This is a genomic window from Desulfitobacterium metallireducens DSM 15288, from assembly GCF_000231405.2.
Taxonomy (GTDB): Bacteria; Bacillota; Desulfitobacteriia; order Desulfitobacteriales; family Desulfitobacteriaceae; genus Desulfitobacterium_A; species Desulfitobacterium_A metallireducens.
The window spans coordinates 2,613,180-2,633,389 of the sequence record NZ_CP007032.1; the positions used below are offsets into that span (position 1 = coordinate 2,613,180).

At 39.9% G+C, this 20,210-nt stretch carries 27 protein-coding genes and 1 other annotated feature; all 27 genes read right to left on the minus strand.

Going from position 1 to position 20,210, the window contains the following annotated elements; translation table 11 throughout:
• Window positions 1–52: 52 nt before the first annotated feature.
• Window positions 53–307: an RNA-binding regulator gene (locus tag DESME_RS12730; RefSeq protein WP_006715862.1), complete on the minus strand. Its 255-nt coding sequence runs from the start codon at window positions 305–307 to the stop codon at window positions 53–55.
• A gap of 90 nt (window positions 308–397) precedes the next feature.
• Window positions 398–1,033, minus strand: a complete 636-nt coding sequence (gene nadD / locus DESME_RS12735; RefSeq protein ID WP_006715861.1) for a nicotinate-nucleotide adenylyltransferase — start codon at window positions 1,031–1,033, stop codon at window positions 398–400.
• A 186-nt stretch (window positions 1,034–1,219) separates the two neighbouring features.
• Window positions 1,220–1,618: a VOC family protein gene (locus DESME_RS12740; RefSeq protein WP_006715860.1), complete on the minus strand. Its 399-nt coding sequence runs from the start codon at window positions 1,616–1,618 to the stop codon at window positions 1,220–1,222.
• Window positions 1,619–1,648: 30 nt separating this feature from the next.
• A complete protein-coding gene (locus DESME_RS12745; protein WP_006715859.1) occupies window positions 1,649–2,005 on the minus strand; it encodes a DUF1801 domain-containing protein in 357 nt (118 codons plus the stop codon).
• Window positions 2,006–2,093: 88 nt separating this feature from the next.
• Window positions 2,094–2,279 carry a hypothetical protein gene (locus DESME_RS12750; RefSeq protein WP_167998844.1) on the minus strand — a complete coding sequence of 62 codons (186 nt, stop codon included), beginning with the start codon at window positions 2,277–2,279 and terminating at the stop codon, window positions 2,094–2,096.
• Between the two features lie 88 nt (window positions 2,280–2,367).
• The gene (locus DESME_RS12755) at window positions 2,368–2,850 is read right to left on the minus strand and encodes a hypothetical protein (RefSeq protein ID WP_006715857.1); all 483 of its coding nucleotides are present in this window, start codon (window positions 2,848–2,850) and stop codon (window positions 2,368–2,370) included.
• 86 nt (window positions 2,851–2,936) lie between these two features.
• Window positions 2,937–3,437, minus strand: a complete 501-nt coding sequence (locus tag DESME_RS12760; protein WP_006715856.1) for a hypothetical protein — start codon at window positions 3,435–3,437, stop codon at window positions 2,937–2,939.
• Between the two features lie 216 nt (window positions 3,438–3,653).
• A complete protein-coding gene (locus DESME_RS12765) occupies window positions 3,654–4,880 on the minus strand; it encodes an ABC transporter permease (protein ID WP_006715855.1) in 1,227 nt (408 codons plus the stop codon).
• Window positions 4,877–5,587 (minus strand): ABC transporter ATP-binding protein, encoded by a 711-nt coding sequence (locus tag DESME_RS12770; RefSeq protein ID WP_006715854.1) that lies wholly within the window; start codon window positions 5,585–5,587, stop codon window positions 4,877–4,879. The genes DESME_RS12765 and DESME_RS12770 overlap by 4 nt, the downstream gene beginning before the upstream one ends.
• Before the next feature lie 50 nt (window positions 5,588–5,637).
• On the minus strand, window positions 5,638–5,973 hold the full coding sequence (locus DESME_RS12775) for a DUF6054 family protein (RefSeq protein ID WP_006715853.1): 336 nt from the start codon (window positions 5,971–5,973) through the stop codon (window positions 5,638–5,640).
• Between the two features lie 86 nt (window positions 5,974–6,059).
• A complete protein-coding gene (locus DESME_RS12780) occupies window positions 6,060–6,248 on the minus strand; it encodes a hypothetical protein (protein WP_006715852.1) in 189 nt (62 codons plus the stop codon).
• Between the two features lie 187 nt (window positions 6,249–6,435).
• Window positions 6,436–6,645, minus strand: a complete 210-nt coding sequence (locus tag DESME_RS12785; protein WP_006715851.1) for a DUF6366 family protein — start codon at window positions 6,643–6,645, stop codon at window positions 6,436–6,438.
• 272 nt (window positions 6,646–6,917) lie between these two features.
• Complete coding sequence (locus DESME_RS12790) at window positions 6,918–7,445, minus strand: GNAT family N-acetyltransferase (protein ID WP_006715850.1); 528 nt, start codon at window positions 7,443–7,445, stop codon at window positions 6,918–6,920.
• A 73-nt stretch (window positions 7,446–7,518) separates the two neighbouring features.
• The gene (locus tag DESME_RS12795) at window positions 7,519–8,820 is read right to left on the minus strand and encodes an MFS transporter (protein WP_167998845.1); all 1,302 of its coding nucleotides are present in this window, start codon (window positions 8,818–8,820) and stop codon (window positions 7,519–7,521) included.
• A gap of 349 nt (window positions 8,821–9,169) precedes the next feature.
• Entirely contained in the window at window positions 9,170–9,460 is a 291-nt protein-coding gene (gene yhbY / locus DESME_RS12805) for a ribosome assembly RNA-binding protein YhbY (RefSeq protein ID WP_006715848.1), read from the minus strand.
• A 97-nt stretch (window positions 9,461–9,557) separates the two neighbouring features.
• On the minus strand, window positions 9,558–10,760 hold the full coding sequence (locus tag DESME_RS12810) for an ABC transporter permease (RefSeq protein WP_006715847.1): 1,203 nt from the start codon (window positions 10,758–10,760) through the stop codon (window positions 9,558–9,560).
• On the minus strand, window positions 10,757–11,980 hold the full coding sequence (locus DESME_RS12815) for an efflux RND transporter periplasmic adaptor subunit (protein WP_006715846.1): 1,224 nt from the start codon (window positions 11,978–11,980) through the stop codon (window positions 10,757–10,759). Before DESME_RS12815 ends, DESME_RS12810 begins: the two co-directional genes overlap by 4 nt.
• 49 nt (window positions 11,981–12,029) lie before the next feature.
• Window positions 12,030–13,304 (minus strand): GTPase ObgE, encoded by a 1,275-nt coding sequence (gene obgE / locus DESME_RS12820; RefSeq protein WP_006715845.1) that lies wholly within the window; start codon window positions 13,302–13,304, stop codon window positions 12,030–12,032.
• Between the two features lie 15 nt (window positions 13,305–13,319).
• Complete coding sequence (locus DESME_RS12825; RefSeq protein ID WP_006715844.1) at window positions 13,320–13,841, minus strand: Spo0B domain-containing protein; 522 nt, start codon at window positions 13,839–13,841, stop codon at window positions 13,320–13,322.
• Between the two features lie 99 nt (window positions 13,842–13,940).
• Window positions 13,941–14,237 carry a 50S ribosomal protein L27 gene (rpmA, locus tag DESME_RS12830; RefSeq protein ID WP_006715843.1) on the minus strand — a complete coding sequence of 99 codons (297 nt, stop codon included), beginning with the start codon at window positions 14,235–14,237 and terminating at the stop codon, window positions 13,941–13,943.
• Entirely contained in the window at window positions 14,231–14,587 is a 357-nt protein-coding gene (locus tag DESME_RS12835; RefSeq protein ID WP_174377962.1) for a ribosomal-processing cysteine protease Prp, read from the minus strand. The genes rpmA and DESME_RS12835 overlap by 7 nt, the downstream gene beginning before the upstream one ends.
• A 1-nt stretch (window position 14,588) precedes the next feature.
• Complete coding sequence (gene rplU, locus DESME_RS12840; RefSeq protein WP_006715841.1) at window positions 14,589–14,900, minus strand: 50S ribosomal protein L21; 312 nt, start codon at window positions 14,898–14,900, stop codon at window positions 14,589–14,591.
• 13 nt (window positions 14,901–14,913) lie between these two features.
• Window positions 14,914–14,991: a sequence feature (ribosomal protein L21 leader region), on the minus strand.
• 66 nt (window positions 14,992–15,057) lie between these two features.
• The gene (locus DESME_RS12845) at window positions 15,058–15,438 is read right to left on the minus strand and encodes a PaaI family thioesterase (RefSeq protein WP_006715840.1); all 381 of its coding nucleotides are present in this window, start codon (window positions 15,436–15,438) and stop codon (window positions 15,058–15,060) included.
• 10 nt (window positions 15,439–15,448) lie between these two features.
• Window positions 15,449–16,567, minus strand: a complete 1,119-nt coding sequence (gene menC / locus DESME_RS12850) for an o-succinylbenzoate synthase (protein WP_006715839.1) — start codon at window positions 16,565–16,567, stop codon at window positions 15,449–15,451.
• On the minus strand, window positions 16,557–17,948 hold the full coding sequence (menE, locus tag DESME_RS12855) for an o-succinylbenzoate--CoA ligase (protein WP_006715838.1): 1,392 nt from the start codon (window positions 17,946–17,948) through the stop codon (window positions 16,557–16,559). The genes menC and menE overlap by 11 nt, the downstream gene beginning before the upstream one ends.
• Before the next feature lie 525 nt (window positions 17,949–18,473).
• The gene (gene menB / locus DESME_RS12860; RefSeq protein WP_006715837.1) at window positions 18,474–19,313 is read right to left on the minus strand and encodes a 1,4-dihydroxy-2-naphthoyl-CoA synthase; all 840 of its coding nucleotides are present in this window, start codon (window positions 19,311–19,313) and stop codon (window positions 18,474–18,476) included.
• Between the two features lie 58 nt (window positions 19,314–19,371).
• Entirely contained in the window at window positions 19,372–20,181 is an 810-nt protein-coding gene (gene menH / locus DESME_RS12865) for a 2-succinyl-6-hydroxy-2,4-cyclohexadiene-1-carboxylate synthase (RefSeq protein ID WP_006715836.1), read from the minus strand.
• Between the last annotated feature and the right edge of the window lie 29 nt (window positions 20,182–20,210).

The window sequence follows — 20,210 nt, forward strand, 5'->3', positions numbered from 1 at the left end:
AGACCCTTCTCACTATTACGTCTTGAGAGGGTCTTCTCCTAGAAACCTTGGTTTAATACTGTTGCTTTGGCTTTGCCTCATTCACAGTAAGTGGACGTCCCCCAAAATCTTTACCATTGAGATCTTGGGCCATACGTTCTGCATCGTCATCTTCGACTTCGACAAACCCAAATCCTCTCGAACGTCCCGTTTCGCGATCCGTAATGATCCGACTGCTGACAACCTCTCCGTACTGCCCGAAAAATGAAGTAAGATCTTCTGTGGTTGTGTTCCAGGGTAGATTTCCAACATATAGAGTTTTGGACATATGTGCTGTCACCTCTTATTTCTGAATTCGTTTTTAGTATAGTCAAAACTGGATTAACTATACAAACCTTTTGATTTTATAAATCATAACTCATTCATGATATAAACCCTTTTCCTTGATGAACAAACGAACAGGCTCTGGGAGAAGATACCGAATCGATTGCTCTTTTCTCACTCGTAAACGAATATCCGTCGAAGAGATAGCCAGTGCAGGTACTTCCAAGAAGTGCATCCTTTCATAAAATTCCGGATGTTCCTGCTGAAGTTGATTTAAAAAAACGAAGGCATCAAACCCCGGTCGAGAGGCCCCTATAAATTGCGTAATCTCTAAGACCTCATTGGGGTTCCGCCAGGTAAAAATCTCCCGGAAAGCATCCGCACCTGTAATAAAATAAAGCTCATAATCTGCATATTGTTCCTGCATCATGTGCAACGTATCTACCGTATATGTAGGCCCTATCCGATCAATCTCAATGCGTGAGAGATCAAAGAGCTCATTATCTGCAATCGCTAAAGAAACCATATCATAGCGGAATTCCGAAGAAGCAATCTTACGACCTGTCTTATGAGGGGGAGCCCCTGTTGGAATAAAAATCACCCGTTCAAGCTCAAATTCATTGCGAGCCATTTCAGCTGCCACAAGATGACCGTAATGAATTGGATCAAATGTTCCTCCCATAATTCCCAGTCGTTTATGATTGCGCGGTTTCTGATGGGTTTGCCTCATCTTATTCCTCTTTACCTATGTTCTTGTTCTATAATCCTATTGCAAATTCCGATTTAACTTAAACTTAATTTTAGCATATCTAATCTAAATATTCTATATATCCCCTTTATTCCAGCTTTCATGATAACTTCAGCCTATCATTTATATACAGAATTGACACTTGAAATGAAAATGAATTTCTTGTTTCTATTTAGGAAGATTTAGTTGCCACGAAACTCCAAAGCGGTCATTTAGCCAACCGAATTTTTTGCTAAAACCATAATCATCTAGAGGCATAAGTGCTTGTCCACCTTCATTAAGTCTCTCATAGAGATTCCGAATTTCATCTTCAGTATTGCAAGTAACATAGATTGAGAACGATGGTGTAAAGGAGAACTCATGTTTTATATTACTGTCAATACACATAAATTCTTGTCCTTTTAAAGTAAAAGTGGCTTGCATAATAGTCCCTTCGTCTCCACCTTCATTAGCACCGTACCGAACTATGTTAGTAATTTCAGAGTCCTCACTCAGTGAGATATAAAAATTCATGGCTTCTTCTGCCTTACCATCTTGAAACATTAAGAATGGTATTACTTTTTCCACTTTGAATTTACTCCTTTCTATCTCTTATGCTCATAATATGCTGTTAAAATAGTCCTTTACAAACTGTTTCACAACAGAAACAGTTTGTTCATCACCATATTCAATATTGATACACCTTTTTCCAAAGTTACATTTTGGCAAGACATTTTTTAGATTTGAAAGATAGTCTTCACTGTGTAAATGTATAGAATAATGTTTTTTTGCAGCTGAAATTCCTACATAACCATCGTACATTTTCACACCCACCCACCACATTGGCATCGCAAAGCAGATTTTAGGTGTGATTTTCGGAAATTCAGTTTTCATAAATGCAACAAATTCATAAATGCAGCTTTTTCTATTCTCATCCAAACTATTGATATAGTCATCAATTGATGCAAAAGCCATGAACAATTCCTCCATAATAACGCAGATCTCGTTTAGGGGTCTGTTTTTTCTTATCTTCAATCAACTTTTGTGGTATTAAAAGAACTAGTTACCCAAAAACAACTCCAGAAATGGTAACGGCTTGATTAAATTGGTTCAACCACAATACGAACTGAGGTGGTGCATAATGTCCGATTGCAGTCAACTGTCCAACTTCCTTGTCCTCTGCCTTTGAAATAAAATTAGGTAACGCTAAAAATATTCCAATAAAAATGGGATAGATGCTCAAAAACACCACTAATGATATAGGTTTAAATGTTCTACCTACTAATACGCGTAAGTATTGGTTGATCTGAAAACCAAAGTACAAGAGCGCTCCTCTCCTATGGTAACCTTTTCATCCTAAAAACTATATACATCAAAATAATTAAAATAATAGGAATTATGATAATAATGCTAGCGGTAGAGCTTTTATCTAAACTATTACCTGTATTGGGGTCTAACGTATACGTTTTTTGTTTCTCGTTTATTACAACCAGTCTGTCTCCGTCGATTTCCATATCTTTAATAAATACCCATTGGGTATCAGCTTCGACATTAGGTTTCACTCTAACTTTATAAACTTGTTTACTCCATATTAGTTTATTCGTATTTATATCAAAAGCTTGTATTATTCCCATGTTTTCTGGTGAATTATTTTCGGCTACTATTTTAATGTCCTTATAAATTATCGGTGTAATCTTTACAGGTGCAAAAGCCCTGCTTGCTAATACCTGTGCGGGGTTAATTAAATAATATATTAACAAAAATGCAACAACCGATAACAAATTGCGATTGATTTTTGTATCAATAAATAACCACCTCATTTTTAGTTATCTATATATTAGTAAAGAGAGCTGCCATTTTGAACTGCTCTCTTTACTATTTTTTATAACGAGACGTATCCACATCTTTATTGCGGAACCGATAAGTTCTTCCTAATTATATCGTCCAGATATACGAAGTCGTTGTCTATCTTCCACTCCCCATTTACTTTCAATAAAGATATTTGCCCATATTGGGTAATAGTTGAAGTAGTTCCATCGGCGTACGACAACTTGATCGCTAAATCATAATCATAAAGCAACTTGTCCTTATCTTCTGAGTATTTTTTGAGTTTGATATCGTTTAGCTCTAAATTAAACTTTCCGTTCTTAGCTGCTGTCATCGGAAGCAGCAGGATTCTCTTTGACTTGAATTGAGTATATCCATGCTCAGTAAAATAATTTCTATATTCCTCAATTCGTTTTATCGCGTTCTCCGAATCAAGATAGGTGGTTTCATAGTCGACATGATACAGCTTAGTTTCATATTCCCTTACTAAATTTTGGGCCTCCTTATCTTTCACTGAACTACAGCCCACCAAGGTAAACAGAACCAGGATAGCAGCTATAAAAATGCTATATTTTTTCACTTTTTCCCCTCCAGTCAACCCAAAAAAATTCCGTCTTTTTGATGATATGTCGCATAACATTAGGCTATTCCCATAGCCCCTTCTCGCATCCATTAAAGCTAAAAAACTATTGTCAGTTTAATAAATTCACCTTATCAATACTCCACTCAACATATCCGCATTTCATAAGATTTCCTCCCTTAATTCCTTATGATTTACGTAGCATTTTGTAAATATTTAAGAAAACATAGCAAGTTTCTCAGCTGTGAATTTACTCAGCAAAAAGCCGATAGGTAATATTATCAATGCATAAAGCCATTCCTGTGTTTGAAAGGCCACGATAAAAGCCAAGATGGCCTCTCCTGGCAATGCCATAATAAACAAGGAACGGCTTGCTGCACCTAGCTTTGTTTCAGCCCGTATAGAAAGCAATGAAACATAGGGAGAATTAACCGATTCCAACCAGTACAATTTAACTAATGAAGTCAAAAGAATAATAGATACGCCCCACAAGACCCATTTCCAAACCGGAGGAAAAATCGAAAGAAATAAGGCATACGCGCCAATTACTTGAAGATAAAACATGATATTAGCACGATGTCGCAAGGTGGATTTGAGGCACAATTCCACTAATCCGTTTTCAGGAGTACGCTGTTTAAAAATTAAATTTGAGTTTCGGAATAACCATGGGCGAGTTCTGAAGGTTATCGACTTTTTTGTATAAGTTCCGGCATACCTTAATAGTACGTTAGCAAATTTCATTTTAGCGGCCTGTCCCATGGATATATCTCTTAGCAATGTCCCTTTAAGGGATACACGTTGATCGATAAGTAAAATCAAAACCATAAGAAGTAAAAAAAATAATAAGAAAAAGAGTGTTAGCTGATTTATCAGGGAAATCACAGTTATCTGTAAATAAGCACCTGAAATAACCAATAAAATTACTTTAACAAGGCCCCGCTTCCATCCTTGAAAACGGAATTCAATGAGTTGCTTTAGTATACCAATAGAAGCTTGAATGAGAAAGGTACTCATGATAAGCCAAAGAAATGAATGGATGGTAAATCCATAGTGCAACAATACAAATGGCGCTAACACAATGCAAAATAGTAATGTGACCAGAAAACAAGAACCAATATAATAAGCGATACTATACTTAATTAGCCTCTTAATCCAAGCAGTACGTTGGAAAAGAAAAATTTGGTCAGCATCCTCCACAAATATCCTAAGGGTTCCCGACCAGGCGAATAAAAGCACAATAACTAAAAGGGCATTGAGAGGAATATAGTTAAGCCCCGTAGGAATGTGCCTCCACCAGCTAATATAGGTGTCTATGAAAAGAGCCGAAAACGGAATGACAATATATAACGCTACAATCCAATCGACTACGGTTTTCCAGACCGAATACTGGTATGCCCATCCAGAAACAAGGCGGTGTAGAAAGAGTTTTTTCGCTGTGGTCATATCCTTTTCTCCAATAGTTTATTGAAACAGTCAAACAGAGAGCCATTTGGTAATTGGCATTGTTCTCTGATTTCCAAAAGATTACCTTTAGCAACGACTGTTCCATCATTTATTAAAACAAAGGAAGAGCAAATTTTCTCCGCTGTATCTAACGAGTGTGTAGACATCAATACGCCAGCACCTTCATCTCTTGCCCCCTGGATTAGAGATAAAAAGTCTTTAATACCAATAGGGTCTAATCCAATAAATGGCTCATCAACTATATAAAGTGATGGTTTGAGAAGAAAGCCTAAAATAAGCATGACTTTTTGCTGCATGCCCTTAGAAAATGTTGTCGGCAGATTATGCCTTACATGAGCCAGTCTAAACAGCTTGAGTAATTCTTCAGCACGATTTAAAAATTCTCCCTGGTCTATTTCATAGACGGCGGCCGCAAACTCTAAATGTTCCCATAAAGTCAGTTCTTCATAAAGCACTGGCTGTTCAGGTATATAAGCATAATTTTTATGCACCCCTCCAAACTCAACCTTGCCGTCGAGCACAGGCAACAAACCCATTATTGCTTTTAGTGTGGTGCTTTTCCCAGCACCATTCGGACCAATTAAACCCATTAACTCCCCAGGACCAACAGATAAAGCTACATTCTTAATGACAGTCTTATTTCCAGAATATCCGGCTGTATTAATGTTAATCTTGACTAAATCCAATTGATCATCGCTTTCTTATCAGTAATATCCTCTAACGTTGACATTACTTATTACTCCATTCGTTCTACACTCTTTTGCACTATTACCACCATATCATCTTCTGCGCCGAGACTGAAGTTAAAAAGGATACCTTGTCCTCCACCAGCACCGATTGCTGAAATAAAAATCTCACTGCCATGGCCTACTATTGTAAGGTTTAAACTTGCTCTGTTCCCGTTTCTCATAAAATATTTATCATAAACTCGAACTGCTATATTTGTATCTCCGGAAGCATAGTTACTTTCATCAACTAAATTCATAGTTATTCCACTATTGCCAATATCGTTTTGCAAACGATTGACCACTTCCCCAAATTGACCAATAATACTCTTTTCATATTTTGCCACAATTCATCCTCCCTCATATAAGTTCGCTATTTCATAACAAATTTGCCAGCACATCAGAATAATGTGCAATAATGCATTTTATAGATTTATTGCTTTTTGCTAGCTTTATAATCATTTTTAATTTTTTTGAAGTCAAAAATAAATAAAGTTACTTGACAAATCAATGCTATTATGAAAGCTGTAGAAAGCTTATTATCTGCAAAATAATATAGAACTAAAGTCAATAGAATAATATATCCCCCAGCTTTAAGAATTTCTTTCAAAAGAAATGGCATAAGCATTCTCCTTCCATAATTAGAGTTTTACTCATTTTTCTATGTGTTTTATAGAATATTACAGCTGAGTCAAACTTTACTCCACACCCCAAAAACGCAATCTTTATTGGCAAATACCACATGGAGAAAGTACCCGCATTATATTCACGAGAATATCGCAGGTAAACATATACTGGTAAAGTATATGTTACTTGTTTATGAATTGAGAGAGAAAAAATAATATCCCGATAATTATAACTGTAGTTATAATCTGATTCAGGCAACCCCCTTGTGTTAGCCCCCTTAAGTCGCCAAACTGTGAACGGTTCATTGAGTCTGCAAAATTGGTCATTGGATTTTTTTTATATTCTTCTATTTTGTGTTTCTCTTGTTTATCCTGTTCATCATTGATGTCCATGATTTCACCTTCCCCAATATCTAGTGAGTCATTTCACATTTCCTACAATTATAGTAACGTTCGTACCCCCAGTCATGAATGAACCATGGACTAAGCAACTAATGTATATCTTTGGTATTTCTATAACGCTTAAGAAACTGATTTGCCTGTTCGATCCTCTGTTCATCGAAGAAACTTTACATAACTTAAAACCGAACTTAAAAATCTCTCCATAGTAATTCCTGCCCCTTCAAATATTTATAAGGCTTTGGTCACTATATCAATTCAATGTGCTATAGTAATTTCTCATATAATTTAAACCAATCTAATCCGTAGTTTCCTAATCCCAAGTCAATTGTATCAATATATTTAAAACCATGCTTTTCATACAACCTTATGGCAGGCATATTTCCTACGTATACATCCAAACGGATTGATCTAACTTGTGAATTAATACCATGTTCAATTGAAAAATTTATTATTGCATTGCCTACACCACATTTCCAATAATTCGGGTGTACAACGAATGTATGTATAACAAAAACATCTGAATAATCAGACTCATATTTCCATTGAGCTTTGTAATATGCAGTTTCAGGTATATGATTTAAAATAACCGAGCCAACAATTTTACCATTATTTTTTGCTACATAGAGATTGCCATGTTCTATCCCATCAATTGCATTTTGTCTAATAGGATAAATACCTTTTTTCCATCCAGGAAAGTTTATTCCTTTTGCCAGGTGGTCATTCAAATCATTATAAAGCTGTTCTAATTCATCAATATCATTTTTTTGTCCCAATTCAATATTAATATCCATAAGAAACCTACCTACTTTAATAATTCAATTCATATTTTCCTATGCGTCACATCATAAGAATTATGCGCATTTGCTAATAACTTCTATATTTAATTCTTCTTTGTGACCTTATTTTATTATATTTCATATAAAGCATTAGCAATATTGCAAACCCAATAGAGCTTATAAAAAATGGGGCTTGTATACTTATTTCTTGGAAAGCAAGACCACCAATTATAGGACCAATAACAGTACCAATATTAGCTCCCATTGTTAATTTGCCTATAGCAGTTCCTCTGATTTCTTCTGCTATGTCTTCAACATAAACGCCATTTAATGTTATGCCAATCAAAGTTACAGCAATGCAGTAAACTGTCCATACTACTCCATATAAATAAACATTATCCGTATACGGTAATATTAACAAAATGAATATTAACGTACTTAAGGAGGTAACTAAAATCTTTTTACTTCCAATATTATCACTGATTCTTCCAAGTTTAGGAGAAGCAAACGCGATTATTACTGTAGGAAGTAAAAATGCAACACCAATCTGCAGTAAATTTGAATTAAATCTGCTTTGTAAATACAAAACAAAGATTGCAGAAACAATACTTGTAAAAATACTAATAATTAAATTGAATATTATTATATTATTCTTTTTAGTAGGTAAAGAAATGTTCAAAAAATCTTTATTAAGTATTGGTTTTGTCTCATTTAAAATAATTATAGAATAAATGACAGCTATTATTGAAGCTATTGCACATATCATAAACAAAACCGACCAGCCATCAACTAACTTTGGAGTATTAAGAACAAAAAAGCAAAGTATTATTCCTAATAAACCTCCTTTTTCAGAATAGCTATCTACTTTACCAAAATTATGTGCATTATTTTTCATATTCAGGTCTGCAATCATACTATATGAGGAAATGCTAATAAAAGCAGAGGCAATAGCTTGCAGGCCTCTTCCGATATAAATCAATGATATCATTTTAGCATTAGAGTAAATGAAATATGATAATGTATAAAATATTAAACCAAGGACAAAAACAGGTTTTCTCCCTGCTTTATCAGCTATATACCCTATTAAAAGGCGCATTATGACAAGTCCAAGTGAAAAAACAGAAAAAAGTCCAGTTACCTGCAATGGAGTTAGCCCCAAGGCAGATGTATACATTGGCAATAAAACAGTCATTACAGTTAAAGGCAAAGATATTAACAATAACGGCAATGATAGTTTATTTAAAGTTTTTTCATTATTTATCATAATTTTAATCCAATCTATAAAATCGAAATTTATTGCACTCTCAACTGTTATCCATTTTCTTTTTAAAAAGTCGATAAATATTCCTATAAATGAAATCACTAAGCCTATGGCGAAAATCAAACTCAATACAGACGGAATAGTCTTATTAAACAGCTCAAGAAAGAATCATAGTTATAAGTGCGATAATCTCAATTATGATTCCAACCTTTGCTTGTTAACCTTTGTTAACCTTCATGTTTCTCCCTCTCTTTTCTATTGATGAGTCGTCAAATTTATTTATATGATTGTCTACAAATAATTCATGTGTCACATTTTGCTACGATTGCGCACAACTTAAGATTTACTTATATTCCATATTATAACATCAATCTAAGTAAGCGTCTTAAATTTAAACGCTTTAAAAATAAGAAAAGACAGCTTGTGCAATTTTCTTGCATTTAGCTGTCTCTTTTGATGTGAAGTATGACGTTTTTAGTTACGGTAAAATAATGACCGGCTTATCTTTGGACTCCTTGTAAAGTAAGAAATTACGTCCAATGACTTGTACGAGTTCCGCTCCCATACGGTTAGCTAAATCTTCCGCAGCTGCTTTCGGATCTTCAGCGCTGTTTTGTAAAACGCGACCTTTAATGAGTTCTCGAGACTCAATAACCTCATTTGCTGAAGTTACGACGGCCTCTGTAACTCCTTCTTTGCCGACTTGAAGAACCGGATCCATTTCATTACCCATGGCCCGTAGAAAACGTTTTTGTTTACCTGTTAACACTCAAATCCCCCTATCATTACTTCGCCAATTCAGGCTATTCGTTGTACACCTAATTATCCTTGCTCATTATATATCATACACGTCAAATTTCAATTTCTCATTCGTACCGCAGTGCAGCCATAGGTTCTAGCTTTGCCGCTTTCCGAGCAGGATAATACCCGAAAAAGACACCCACGGCGATCGAGAACGTCACCGCTGTAAGGATGGCCCAACTTGATAAAAGCGGTGGCCACTTAAGGAAGTTTGCAATCAAGACTGCGCTTACTGAACCCAGCGCGATCCCGATGAGGCCTCCAATCAAAGAAACGACAGTAGCTTCCAATAGAAATTGCATTAAAATATCTCGTTCCTTCGCCCCAACTGCCTTACGTAAGCCGATTTCTCGAGTACGCTCGGTCACGGACACAAGCATAATATTCATAATTCCGATTCCCCCAACAAAAAGGGAAATTGCAGCCACCAAACTGATAATGCTCGTCAAAATCTTGGTAATTTTATCGGCCGCTTCGACAAGTTGCTGAACGTTAAAAATCTCATAACCATCCGTCGTCCCGTGGCGCTGATTTAGAATTCGTTTCGCTGTCGTGGTCGCAGCTTCTAAATCCCCTTTATCAAAGGTTGTCCCCTCAAGTTGATCTACCCGCCTTGTTCCAAAAATATCAGACCACGTTCCCCAGGGCATATAACTAAAAGAACTTTGCTGGGCCATGGGGTCAAACTGAGCAAAAGTTGATTCGTCTTTCGCCAGGACTCCGATAACGCGGCAGGGAACATGATGAATCATGACCTGTTGTCCCAGTGGATTTCCGGCCCCAAAAAGGATATCTGCCATTTTTTCATCAATCACAACAACGCGTCGGTTGGAAGCCATCTCATCCTCTGAAAAAAATCGTCCTATCGCAACCTCTCGGCGTCGAGCCTCTGCAAATTCAGGGGTTGTCCCTACAACGATTGCTGAAGTACTTTTCTGATTCACTTCCAGCGTTCCATAATCAGAACTTGCAGGTATCAGGCTCTTCACCTGCGGTAAGGCGCGTTTCAAACTATCCGTATCTTGCCAAGTCAATTTTGTTCCCTCAGATGTATTGCTTTGTCCGTTCGACTTGGGATGAATAATGAACAAATTAACCCCGGTCTTCTCTAATTCTTGCATAACCGCAGCCTTGCCCCCCAGCCCAATCGTAACCACGGTAATCACTGCAGCAATCCCGATGATAATCCCGAGCATTGTTAACCCTGCCCGAAGTTTGTTCGCCTTTAAACTGGTTAAGGCCCCACGCAAGCTCTCGAGTAAGCTCATGGTGTTCCACTTCCCATATCCAGGGTCACAGGTAACCCATTCGCTAGCTCGGCAGTCGGGTTAATTACCACCAGATCACCGGCCTTAAGACCTGAAGTAATTTCTTGCAAGGTGTCATTGGCTATTCCCAGACTGACTTCCGTTTTCTTAAGAATCTTGTTGACAACTTGAAAAACAAAACTTTTTCCACCCTCTTGAAAAAGGGCTTCTTGGGGAATGGCCAAGATATTATCTTTAGATGCTGTCGCGATATTTAAATCCACGGTAAATCCCGGTTTTAATTCTGGAGGAACATTATCAAGATCGATTTTGACTCCAACTGAAGGAGGCGTATTCCCTTGGACACTAACCTTACTCACCGCTTGAGGTGCAACCTCCGAGATAGCACCCGCAATAGGTGTCGTTCCGAGAACTTTGCTTGTTACTCTTACCTTTTGTCCAAGCTGTACCTTGCCCGCATCTACTTCGTTCAATTGGGTTGACACTTGAAGCTTGCTTAAATCACCCACTACAACCAAAGGAGTCTGCAGCGGAGCCATGCTTTCATCCTGAGCATTTAATTCAAGCACCGTACCCGCAATACTTGCCACATAAACATTTTGGGCACGTTGAGCTTGAGCAACCTTCAGTCCTTCCTGAGCTTGTTGCAGCATCGCTTGAGCTTGGGAAACCGCTGCCTCTGCTTGTTGCAGCGCAGAATCCGAGCCTTGCTGAATGGGATTGTCTGAAGCACTCACAGTTGAGTTCATCGGAACCTCAACTGTAGGAATCGAAGAAGAATTTTGGAGCACTGGAGGTGTTCCGGAAGAGGCAATTTGGGACATTACTGATGCAACCTGGACACCTTTTATGGAGTCCAAGTTCTTCTGCGCAACTGAAAGATTGGTTTGCGCTGTATTCACTCCGGCTTTGGCTTGAGCCACTTGAGCATCGGCAAGAGTGGTATCCATTTGCACTAGGGTTTGTCCGCTCTTCACCGTATCCCCTGTGTGAACGTAAACCTTAGCCACCTTGCTCGGAGCCATCAGTGCCACCTGCTGTTGCTGAACAGGGGCAACCGTTCCTGAAGCATACACTTCCTGTTGAATTGAGGTATTTTCGACTGCTGCTACTTTAACCTTTACTCCTGCAGGTGTCCGCACAAACCACCAAGCACTAAAGATGACTCCCAGCAAAATAGCCACGCTAACGATACTCCAGGCCCACTTTTTGCGACTCAATTCAGTGCCCTCCTTAGCCCTGCTAACCTAAATTGACCTCTTCGCTCCTCTAGTCCTCCCAGTCAAACTCCACTTCAGCGATCTTGACTTTGTCCCCGGCCTGAATTCCTTCTGATCGGAGAGCATCGTCCACACCCATGGTTTTTAAGATAGTTTGGAAACGATAAACCCCTTCTTCGCTCTCGAAAAGGGTCATCTTAACATGCTTTTCAATCTCTTTACCCGTAATGATAAAGACACCGTCTTCTTTCGTGATCATGAAGCGTTCTTTCTGTTCCACATGAGTGACTTTATGCGATTCATCCTTGTGGACAAAAATCTCTGGTGCCGGAATTTCCGGTAACAGCTGAGCAATCCGGTAAATCAACGGTTTAAGCCCTTCACCCGTCGCCGCCGAAACCGAAAAAATCTCAGTTTCACTTCCTAATTCATCTTGCAAACGCTTTAAATTTTCCTCCGCGCCGGGAATATCCATTTTATTAGCCACAACAATCATCGGACGTTTGGCCAATTCCGGACTGTATTGGAGCAGTTCCTCTTGAATGATTCGGTAGTCCTCAAGCGGATCGCGTTCTTCCGAACCGGAAATATCCAAAACGTGCAGAATTAAGCGGGTTCTCTCCGTATGCCTTAAAAATTCATGACCCAAGCCTGCCCCTGTATGCGCTCCTTCAATTAGGCCTGGAATATCTGCCATGACAAAACTATACCCGTCCTCCAAATCCACCACACCCAGATTCGGAACAAGCGTTGTAAAATGATAATCAGCAATCTTGGGTTTAGCCGCCGAAACCTGAGAAATAATCGTCGATTTTCCGACGTTGGGGAACCCTACAAGACCCACATCCGCTAAAAGCTTCAGTTCCAGGGTCAGATAATGGTCTTCCCCAGGTTCACCATTTTCTGCTAAAGTCGGCGCTTTGTTGGTGTTACTCATAAAACGAGCATTTCCCCGTCCGCCGCGTCCTCCTTTGGCAACAACAACCTTCTGTCCATGCTCGGTTAAATCGGCAATAACCTCTCCCGTATCCTGATCTTTGATCAGTGTTCCCGTCGGAATGCGCACAACCAGGTCCTCAGCACCGTGGCCATGCATATTCTTCCCCTGGCCATGCTCGCCGCGGTCCGCTTTATAATGGCGCTTATAACGAAAGTCAGCAAGTGTCCGTAGTCCTTCATCCGCTACAAAAACAACGTTTCCGCCTCGACCTCCGTCTCCGCCTGCTGGGCCCCCTTCAGGAACATATTTTTCTCGACGAAAGGCTACTGCTCCAGCGCCGCCGTCTCCACCTTTGACATAAATTTTCGCTTGGTCATAAAACATACCACGAATCCCCTTTTATTCCGTCTTCCAGAGCGCCAACCGGTTTTCCCAAACCGTCTGTTCTTTGCGCATTACTTTCAAATGACAAAACAACCCTTTATCTCCATCTATGTAAAGAAAGACATCTGGGTGTTCTACTTCGGTCTCACGATATTTATCGTACAGATTCCTGATACATTCTCTAGTGTACCCGTATAAGGCTTGTCCGTATTCTTCCCGCCAAAATTCTTTCCAGAATTGAGTAGTTTTCATTTGCTCATCCAAATAAATTTCAACCGGGAATTGCTCTTTACGCAAAGCGAGGATAAAACCCAGAATGAGCGCACCCACTGTTTCCTGGGGAATTTGTCCCGCGGTCTGCTCCGCTTCAAAGTCATCGATCATCTCGCGCATATACTCAAGTGCTTTATCTGCTTTTCCTAACTGTAAATAACCCCTAATCACCTGAACGTGATTAAGAAAATCATGACGTTGCAGACGGTAGTATTCCAGTTGCTCCTTCAATAGGATGTGATCTAGACTCTCCCCATCGTGCATTTTCAAATCCTCCATTAAATAACGGCCTAAAGATCAGTTCACCAAATCATCCAAAAAACCCCTGGGGAATCCCCAGGGGCTTTTTCTTCATGTTGTCAATTAAGCTTGAGCAACCTGGCGCTCAGGATAAATGCTAACTTGTTTACGGTTGCGATCCTTGCGCTCGAATTTCACATAGCCATCGATCGTAGCAAAGAGGGTATCATCCTTGCCCAGACCGCAGTTTTTACCAGCATGGAATTTCGTTCCGCGTTGACGAACGATGATGTTGCCTGCGAGTACGAATTGACCGTCTCCGCGTTTCACACCTAAACGTTGTGCATTACTGTCACGACCATTTCGGGAACTACCTACCCCTTTTTTATGAGCGAACAGTTGCAGGTTCATTTTTAACATGGAGTCCACCTCCTTTGAGTAATATTCACATATTCCTGACCATAGCTTTGCTGGATTTCTTCAATCCCCAAAACCATTGTTTTTAGTATCCATTGAGCTTGTTCCAGGGTCTGAGGATCTAACTCAGGAAGGGAACAGGTCAAATACCCATCCGAATCCCTAACTTGAACCTCGGGTTGCTGGGGCAAAAAGTGCTCCAATCCATTGACCGCTGAAATACTGAGTGCCGAAATCGCTGCACAGACAATATCTTGTCCATACTCTGCATATCCTGCATGCCCAGTGAGTTCAAATTTCCGAATCCTCTGATCTTCGTCAAGCCAGAGAATCAAGTGAATTCCTTGCCTCATCTTAAGCTTGGATAGCTTCGACGAGAACTTTTGTATACGGTTGGCGATGTCCTTGTTTGCGACGGTAGTTCTTTTTGGATTTGAATTTGAAGACAATAATCTTCTCTCCCTTGCCATGCTCAACAACTTTAAGCACAACCTTTGCACCGTCAACAACTGGAGTTCCCACTTTAACTACGCCGTCTTTTTCTACTAAAAGAACTTGGTCGATCGTTACTGTGTCTCCAACATTCGCATTTAGCTTTTCCACGTAAAGAGTATTACCCTCTTCAGCACGGAATTGCTTGCCACCTGTTTCAATCACTGCGTACATATTAATTACACCTCCCATTGCCTAGACTCGCCTGTGCAGGCCAGTTTTTTCAAACTTGTTCAATGCCTGATTCGCGCGGTTGCGGTGAGAAGTCACCACATTTAGTTATTTTAGCATTAACTAACGTAATCTGTCAATAAAGCGTCAAAACAATAGTTTATTTATCAACAATGGTATTGGTCACGTTTACACAGGAGATCAATCTATCATTTTCATCGTACATCTCGATCTGCCATACATGCGATGTTCTTCCCTTGTGCATGAGTATTCCTTTGGCCAGGATATAGCCTTCGATCTTTTTCGGTCTAAAATGATATGTGACAACGTTAGAGCCCACAGCCACATGATCCTTGTCAAGGATTGCATTCGAACCCTGACCGGCAACCGTTTCGCCAAAGGCAATCGTTGCTCCGCCATGCAACAGACCAAAGGGTTGACTGTGAAACGAGGTTAAATTCATTTTGGCTTCAAATCGATCTGCCTTTTGATCGGGTTCCATATGAAAATATTCGATATTCAGGCCCTCAATTAAGTTCATTTTAGTCTCCTCACAACATATCTCGGTCGAGAATGGCATGATTAATAGTCAGAGATTTTAAAATATCTTCATCTATTTCGACTCCTAAACCCGGTCCTTTAGGGACTTGGATGAGACCCTGCGAGGCTATAATTTCAGGCTGAATAACATCTTCTGAAAAATAGCGCCGTGATGAAGATAAGTCTCCAGGGATATAATTGTCTTTTAAACTGGCTAAATGGACATGCAAGATTTTAGAAATTCCGCTTTCCATCATGCTGCCTATCCAAAAATGGATATGATGCTGGCGACAGAGTTCAATCATTTGTTGGGCATAATACATGCCACCGACACGACCCACTTTAATATTAACCACTTGGCATGCCTTAAATTGAATGGCCTTCTTTAAATCTTCCACGGTTTGAATACTTTCATCCATGCAGATCGGCGTCGTCAGTTGCTCTTGGAGTTTTTGATACGCTAAAAAATTCTCCTCCGCTAAAGGCTCTTCCAGACAGAGCAACCCTAACTCATCGATTTTTTTCAGCTCCGGTATCTGTTCCACTCTAAAACTTCGATTGGCATCCGCTAATAACATAAGGTCAGGGTATTTTTCGCGAATACACTTTAACTTGAAAAAACCGTCTTCAGGCTTGATTTTGATTTTGAAACGAGCATATCCCTCTTGTAAATAGTCATCTATTTGATTCAACAAATGCGTGATCTCTAAATCTCCCAAAACCATACCTGCGTAGATAGCATCCTGGGTTTCTTCATGAAATACGGTATCCATAATGGACTGGTGTTGACGCCTTGCGAACAAATCCAAAAGGGCATTTTCCACTCCGGCCGTTGCCATGGGATATGTCACATTATCCATCCATGGATGAATTTCAAAGGGATGTTTGATTTCTCTTGCCAAGAGCTGTGGAAGAAAGCGATTAAGCAGTACACGTTTAGAATCAGGAAGCGTTTCCTGGGTATAAAAGGGTTCATTAAACGCAACGACTTCTCCGTAACCTACAGTTCCGAGTTCATCAATCACCTTGATCACAAGCGTTTCCCGATGATTTAGAAGGGCTTGAGCGGATTTAAAGGTAAATTTCATGGGCATGCTGAGATGAAAGACTTCAATTTTATTAATCCACATTGTACTTTTCAACCAAATTCTTTTTCAGTATTTTACCGGTTGCATTTTTGGGAAGTTCATCTAAGTGAAATATTCTTTTCGGAAGCTTATATTTAGCGATTTTTTGGGTCAGATAGTTGAGGATGCTCTCATCATCCAAAGATGAAACAACAAATAGGACAGGGACTTGACCCCATTTTTCGTCTTTCATCCCCACGATGGCACACTCTGATACAGCAGGGTTTGCATAGAGAACATTCTCAATTTCCTGAGGATAAATATTTTCGCCCCCGGAGATAATGATATTTTTTCGACGATCCAGGATATAAAGATAACCCTCTTGATCGAGATATCCAATATCTTGAGTATTGATAACACCCGAAAGCGGTTCTTTCCCAAGATAGCCATCCATGAGCATCGGACTTTGGATTAAAACTTCACCAATTCCCTCTTCATCTGGATTATCGATGCGAATCGTAACTCCCGGCAAGGGTAATCCTACAGATTCCAGCTTATCCGGATGCTCTAAGACGCAAAACGTGGTTGACTGACTGGTGGTCTCGGTCATCCCATAGCTTTTGTAGATTGGGATATTTTGAGCTAAGCACGTTTCCACCAACGGTTTGGGAATAAACTCACCACTCACCAGGACCATCCGCAAATGATGCTGATGGATTCGGTCGACAATTCTCATGAACAGGGTGGGGACGAGCGATAACATATTAATCGTCCCACTTGCAATTAATTTTAAAGTTTTTTCCTCATCAAATTTTTCCATTAACGTAATGCGAGTCCCATTATACAAACTGCGCATAAGAATCGTTAATCCGCTAACATGGTACATTGGAAGGACTAACAACCAGTTATCCTCTTCAGTGACCCCAAGTCTTTGTTGAGAGGCTTGAACATGTGAATAAAACTGCTTCCAACGCAGAGGTACCGACTTATATTCACCGCTGGTTGCACTGGTATCCATAATAACCGCAATTTGTTCTGGATTATATTCATCAGCACACTTAACATTTTCAGCAATCTCACTTTGGAGAACTTCAGCAAAGGTAAAGAAAACCCGGCTTTCGCCGAGTCTTTGCGATAAAATAAACGGATCATCTTGAGAAAAAACACGTTTGATCTTCAATTTCTTTAATTTTTGGGAGATTTCCTCCTGAGTTAAGTGGGTATTCAGCATCAGCACTTCGATTTGCAACGCTTGCAAGGCTAGGTAAAAGACAGCCATTCCCTCAGAGTTATTCGCATAAAGAGCGACCCTCTGTTCATCTTTTACAAATCGATATAAGCGGCCTGCCAGGTCGGTTACGCGTTGATCCACTTCTTTAAAGGTCAGCTCATTCAGAAACTTCTTATTTGGGTTTTGAAGGGCTTGCTGATTAAGCCAGTTCACGTATCTTCACCTGCTTTGTTTTCTTTCCTATCACTGTGCCGGGGCTATTTTGAAAGAGGCTTTTTGGGTCTTTAGGAGACGAACCAGAGTTTGCGAAGGGGAGGCGTTGCTTGCGTTCACTGCTCCCCTATGCTTTAAGTCTTCGCTCACCAAATCGTTTCGCCTGTCTATGTAGCTTTCATAACGTTATATCTCAAGAAGCCCCGAAAGCGTAGCTTCTCGCATAGAAGCGAACGATTCGCGTAGGGACGTGCAGGTGAACGAAGCTTTCTTAGCGTAGCGAAGCCCTTGGTTCACATCAGGTATTACCCTGAGGTTTGGCGAAGCTGCTATGAAAGCAAAGTGAACCAGTCCCGAAGCGCCTGAGTGAGTGGATATGCGATATAGAAGACTTGGCTTAGAGTTGAGGTACGAAACTCAAGGCTTAGTCGACTTATCCTCGAAGGGGAAAAGCTACACGACCCAGACTCTTTATCATCTAACGATACTGTACACTGACATGCAAAGCTGCAGAATAGGAATCGATCACGGGAACTTCGGAAACTGTTCGAAATCAGGCTTGCGTTTCTCTAAATAGGCGTCTCGTCCCTCTTTCGCTTCTTCGCTTGTATAATAGAGCAGTGTCGCATCTCCGGCGAATTGTTGCAGGCCGGCTAAGCCATCCGTATCTGCATTAAACGAGGCTTTCAGGAAACGTAAGGCTGTCGGGGAATGTTGTAGAATTTCTTTTGCCCATTTGACCGTTTCTTCTTCCAATTGCTCAAAGGGAACTACGGTATTAACTAATCCCATCTCTAACGCTTCTTGCGCCGTATATTGACGGCATAAATACCAAATCTCCCGCGCTTTTTTATGTCCAACGATGCGAGCTAAATACCCAGCGCCATAACCCGCGTCAAAAGAGCCCACTTTAGGTCCTGTTTGGCCGAATTTAGCATTTTCCGAAGCAATGGATAAATCACAAACAATATGTAAGACATGCCCTCCGCCTATAGCAAAGCCATTAACCATAGCAATGACTGGTTTAGGAATAATGCGGATTAAATGTTGTAAGTCTAAAACATTGAGCCGAGGAATCTGATCGTCTCCGACATACCCGCCATTTCCGCGAACTCTTTGATCTCCTCCAGAACAGAACGCTTCCTTATCTTGTCCTTGACCATGATTTGCTCCCGTTAAAATAATGACACCAATTTGACGATCTTCACGGGCTACCGTAAAGGCATCCATCAATTCCATGATCGTTTTCGGTCGGAAAGCATTACGAACTTCTGGTCGGTTAATTGTGATTTTTGCAATCCCATCATAAATCTCATAACGAATATCCTCATAATTACGGTTTAATTGTTTCCATGGAAAATTCACAACACATTCCTCCAATTTGATTTAGATTTATTTATAACTTTAATTTTTACTTAAGTGATTAAGTAGCAGGTCCTCTCTCTAGAAACGATTTTACGATATCCGTAAAACCTTGAGGATTTTCAATATGCGTATTATGTCCAACACCCAACATAATTTCTCTCTTAATTCTAGGGGATAATCGGGTGAACTCCTGACCTATTTTTCGGTATTTCTCATCATATTCACCATTGATATAGAGAACAGGCATGGATAAATCTGAAACTTGAGGTTTCAAGCAAGGAAATATTCCTTGTCCCGTTCCCAATAAGATATTGGCTAATGCATAGGGTTCATTTTGCAGACGTCTTTCGCTTATCTTTTGACGAATATCCGGAGACACATGGATTTGCGAAGCAAAAAGACTGAGACTCGACCAATAGGTATTAAACCACTCAATCCCGTTTTCCTGGATTGAATCAGCAAGCCAAGCATCATGTTTGCGACGATCAGCTCTTTCTTGATCATCACAAAGGCCATACGATGAACTCTCAAGAATCAGTCGGCTAACTTCCTGAGGATAGGCTAAGGCATAACCTAAGGCAATGCGCCCCCCCATTGAATAGCCGAGTAAGGAATATCGTTCAAAACCTAAGTGGTGTATAAGTTCATGGAGATGATGAAGGATAACGGATAAATGATAAGGCTCAAGGGAATACGGTTTTTCGCTATTCCCATGTCCGATCAAATCCACGAGAACCATTTGGCAGTTATCCAGTTGAATCAATTCCCAGGTATTTGAGTTTTCAGCAAAGCCGTGAATACAAATGACAGGTTGACCCGTACCTCTAACGCCCACAGAATAGTGAACGTTCTCAACGTCAATTAACATTTCATCTTTCTCCCAGACAATTATCGATA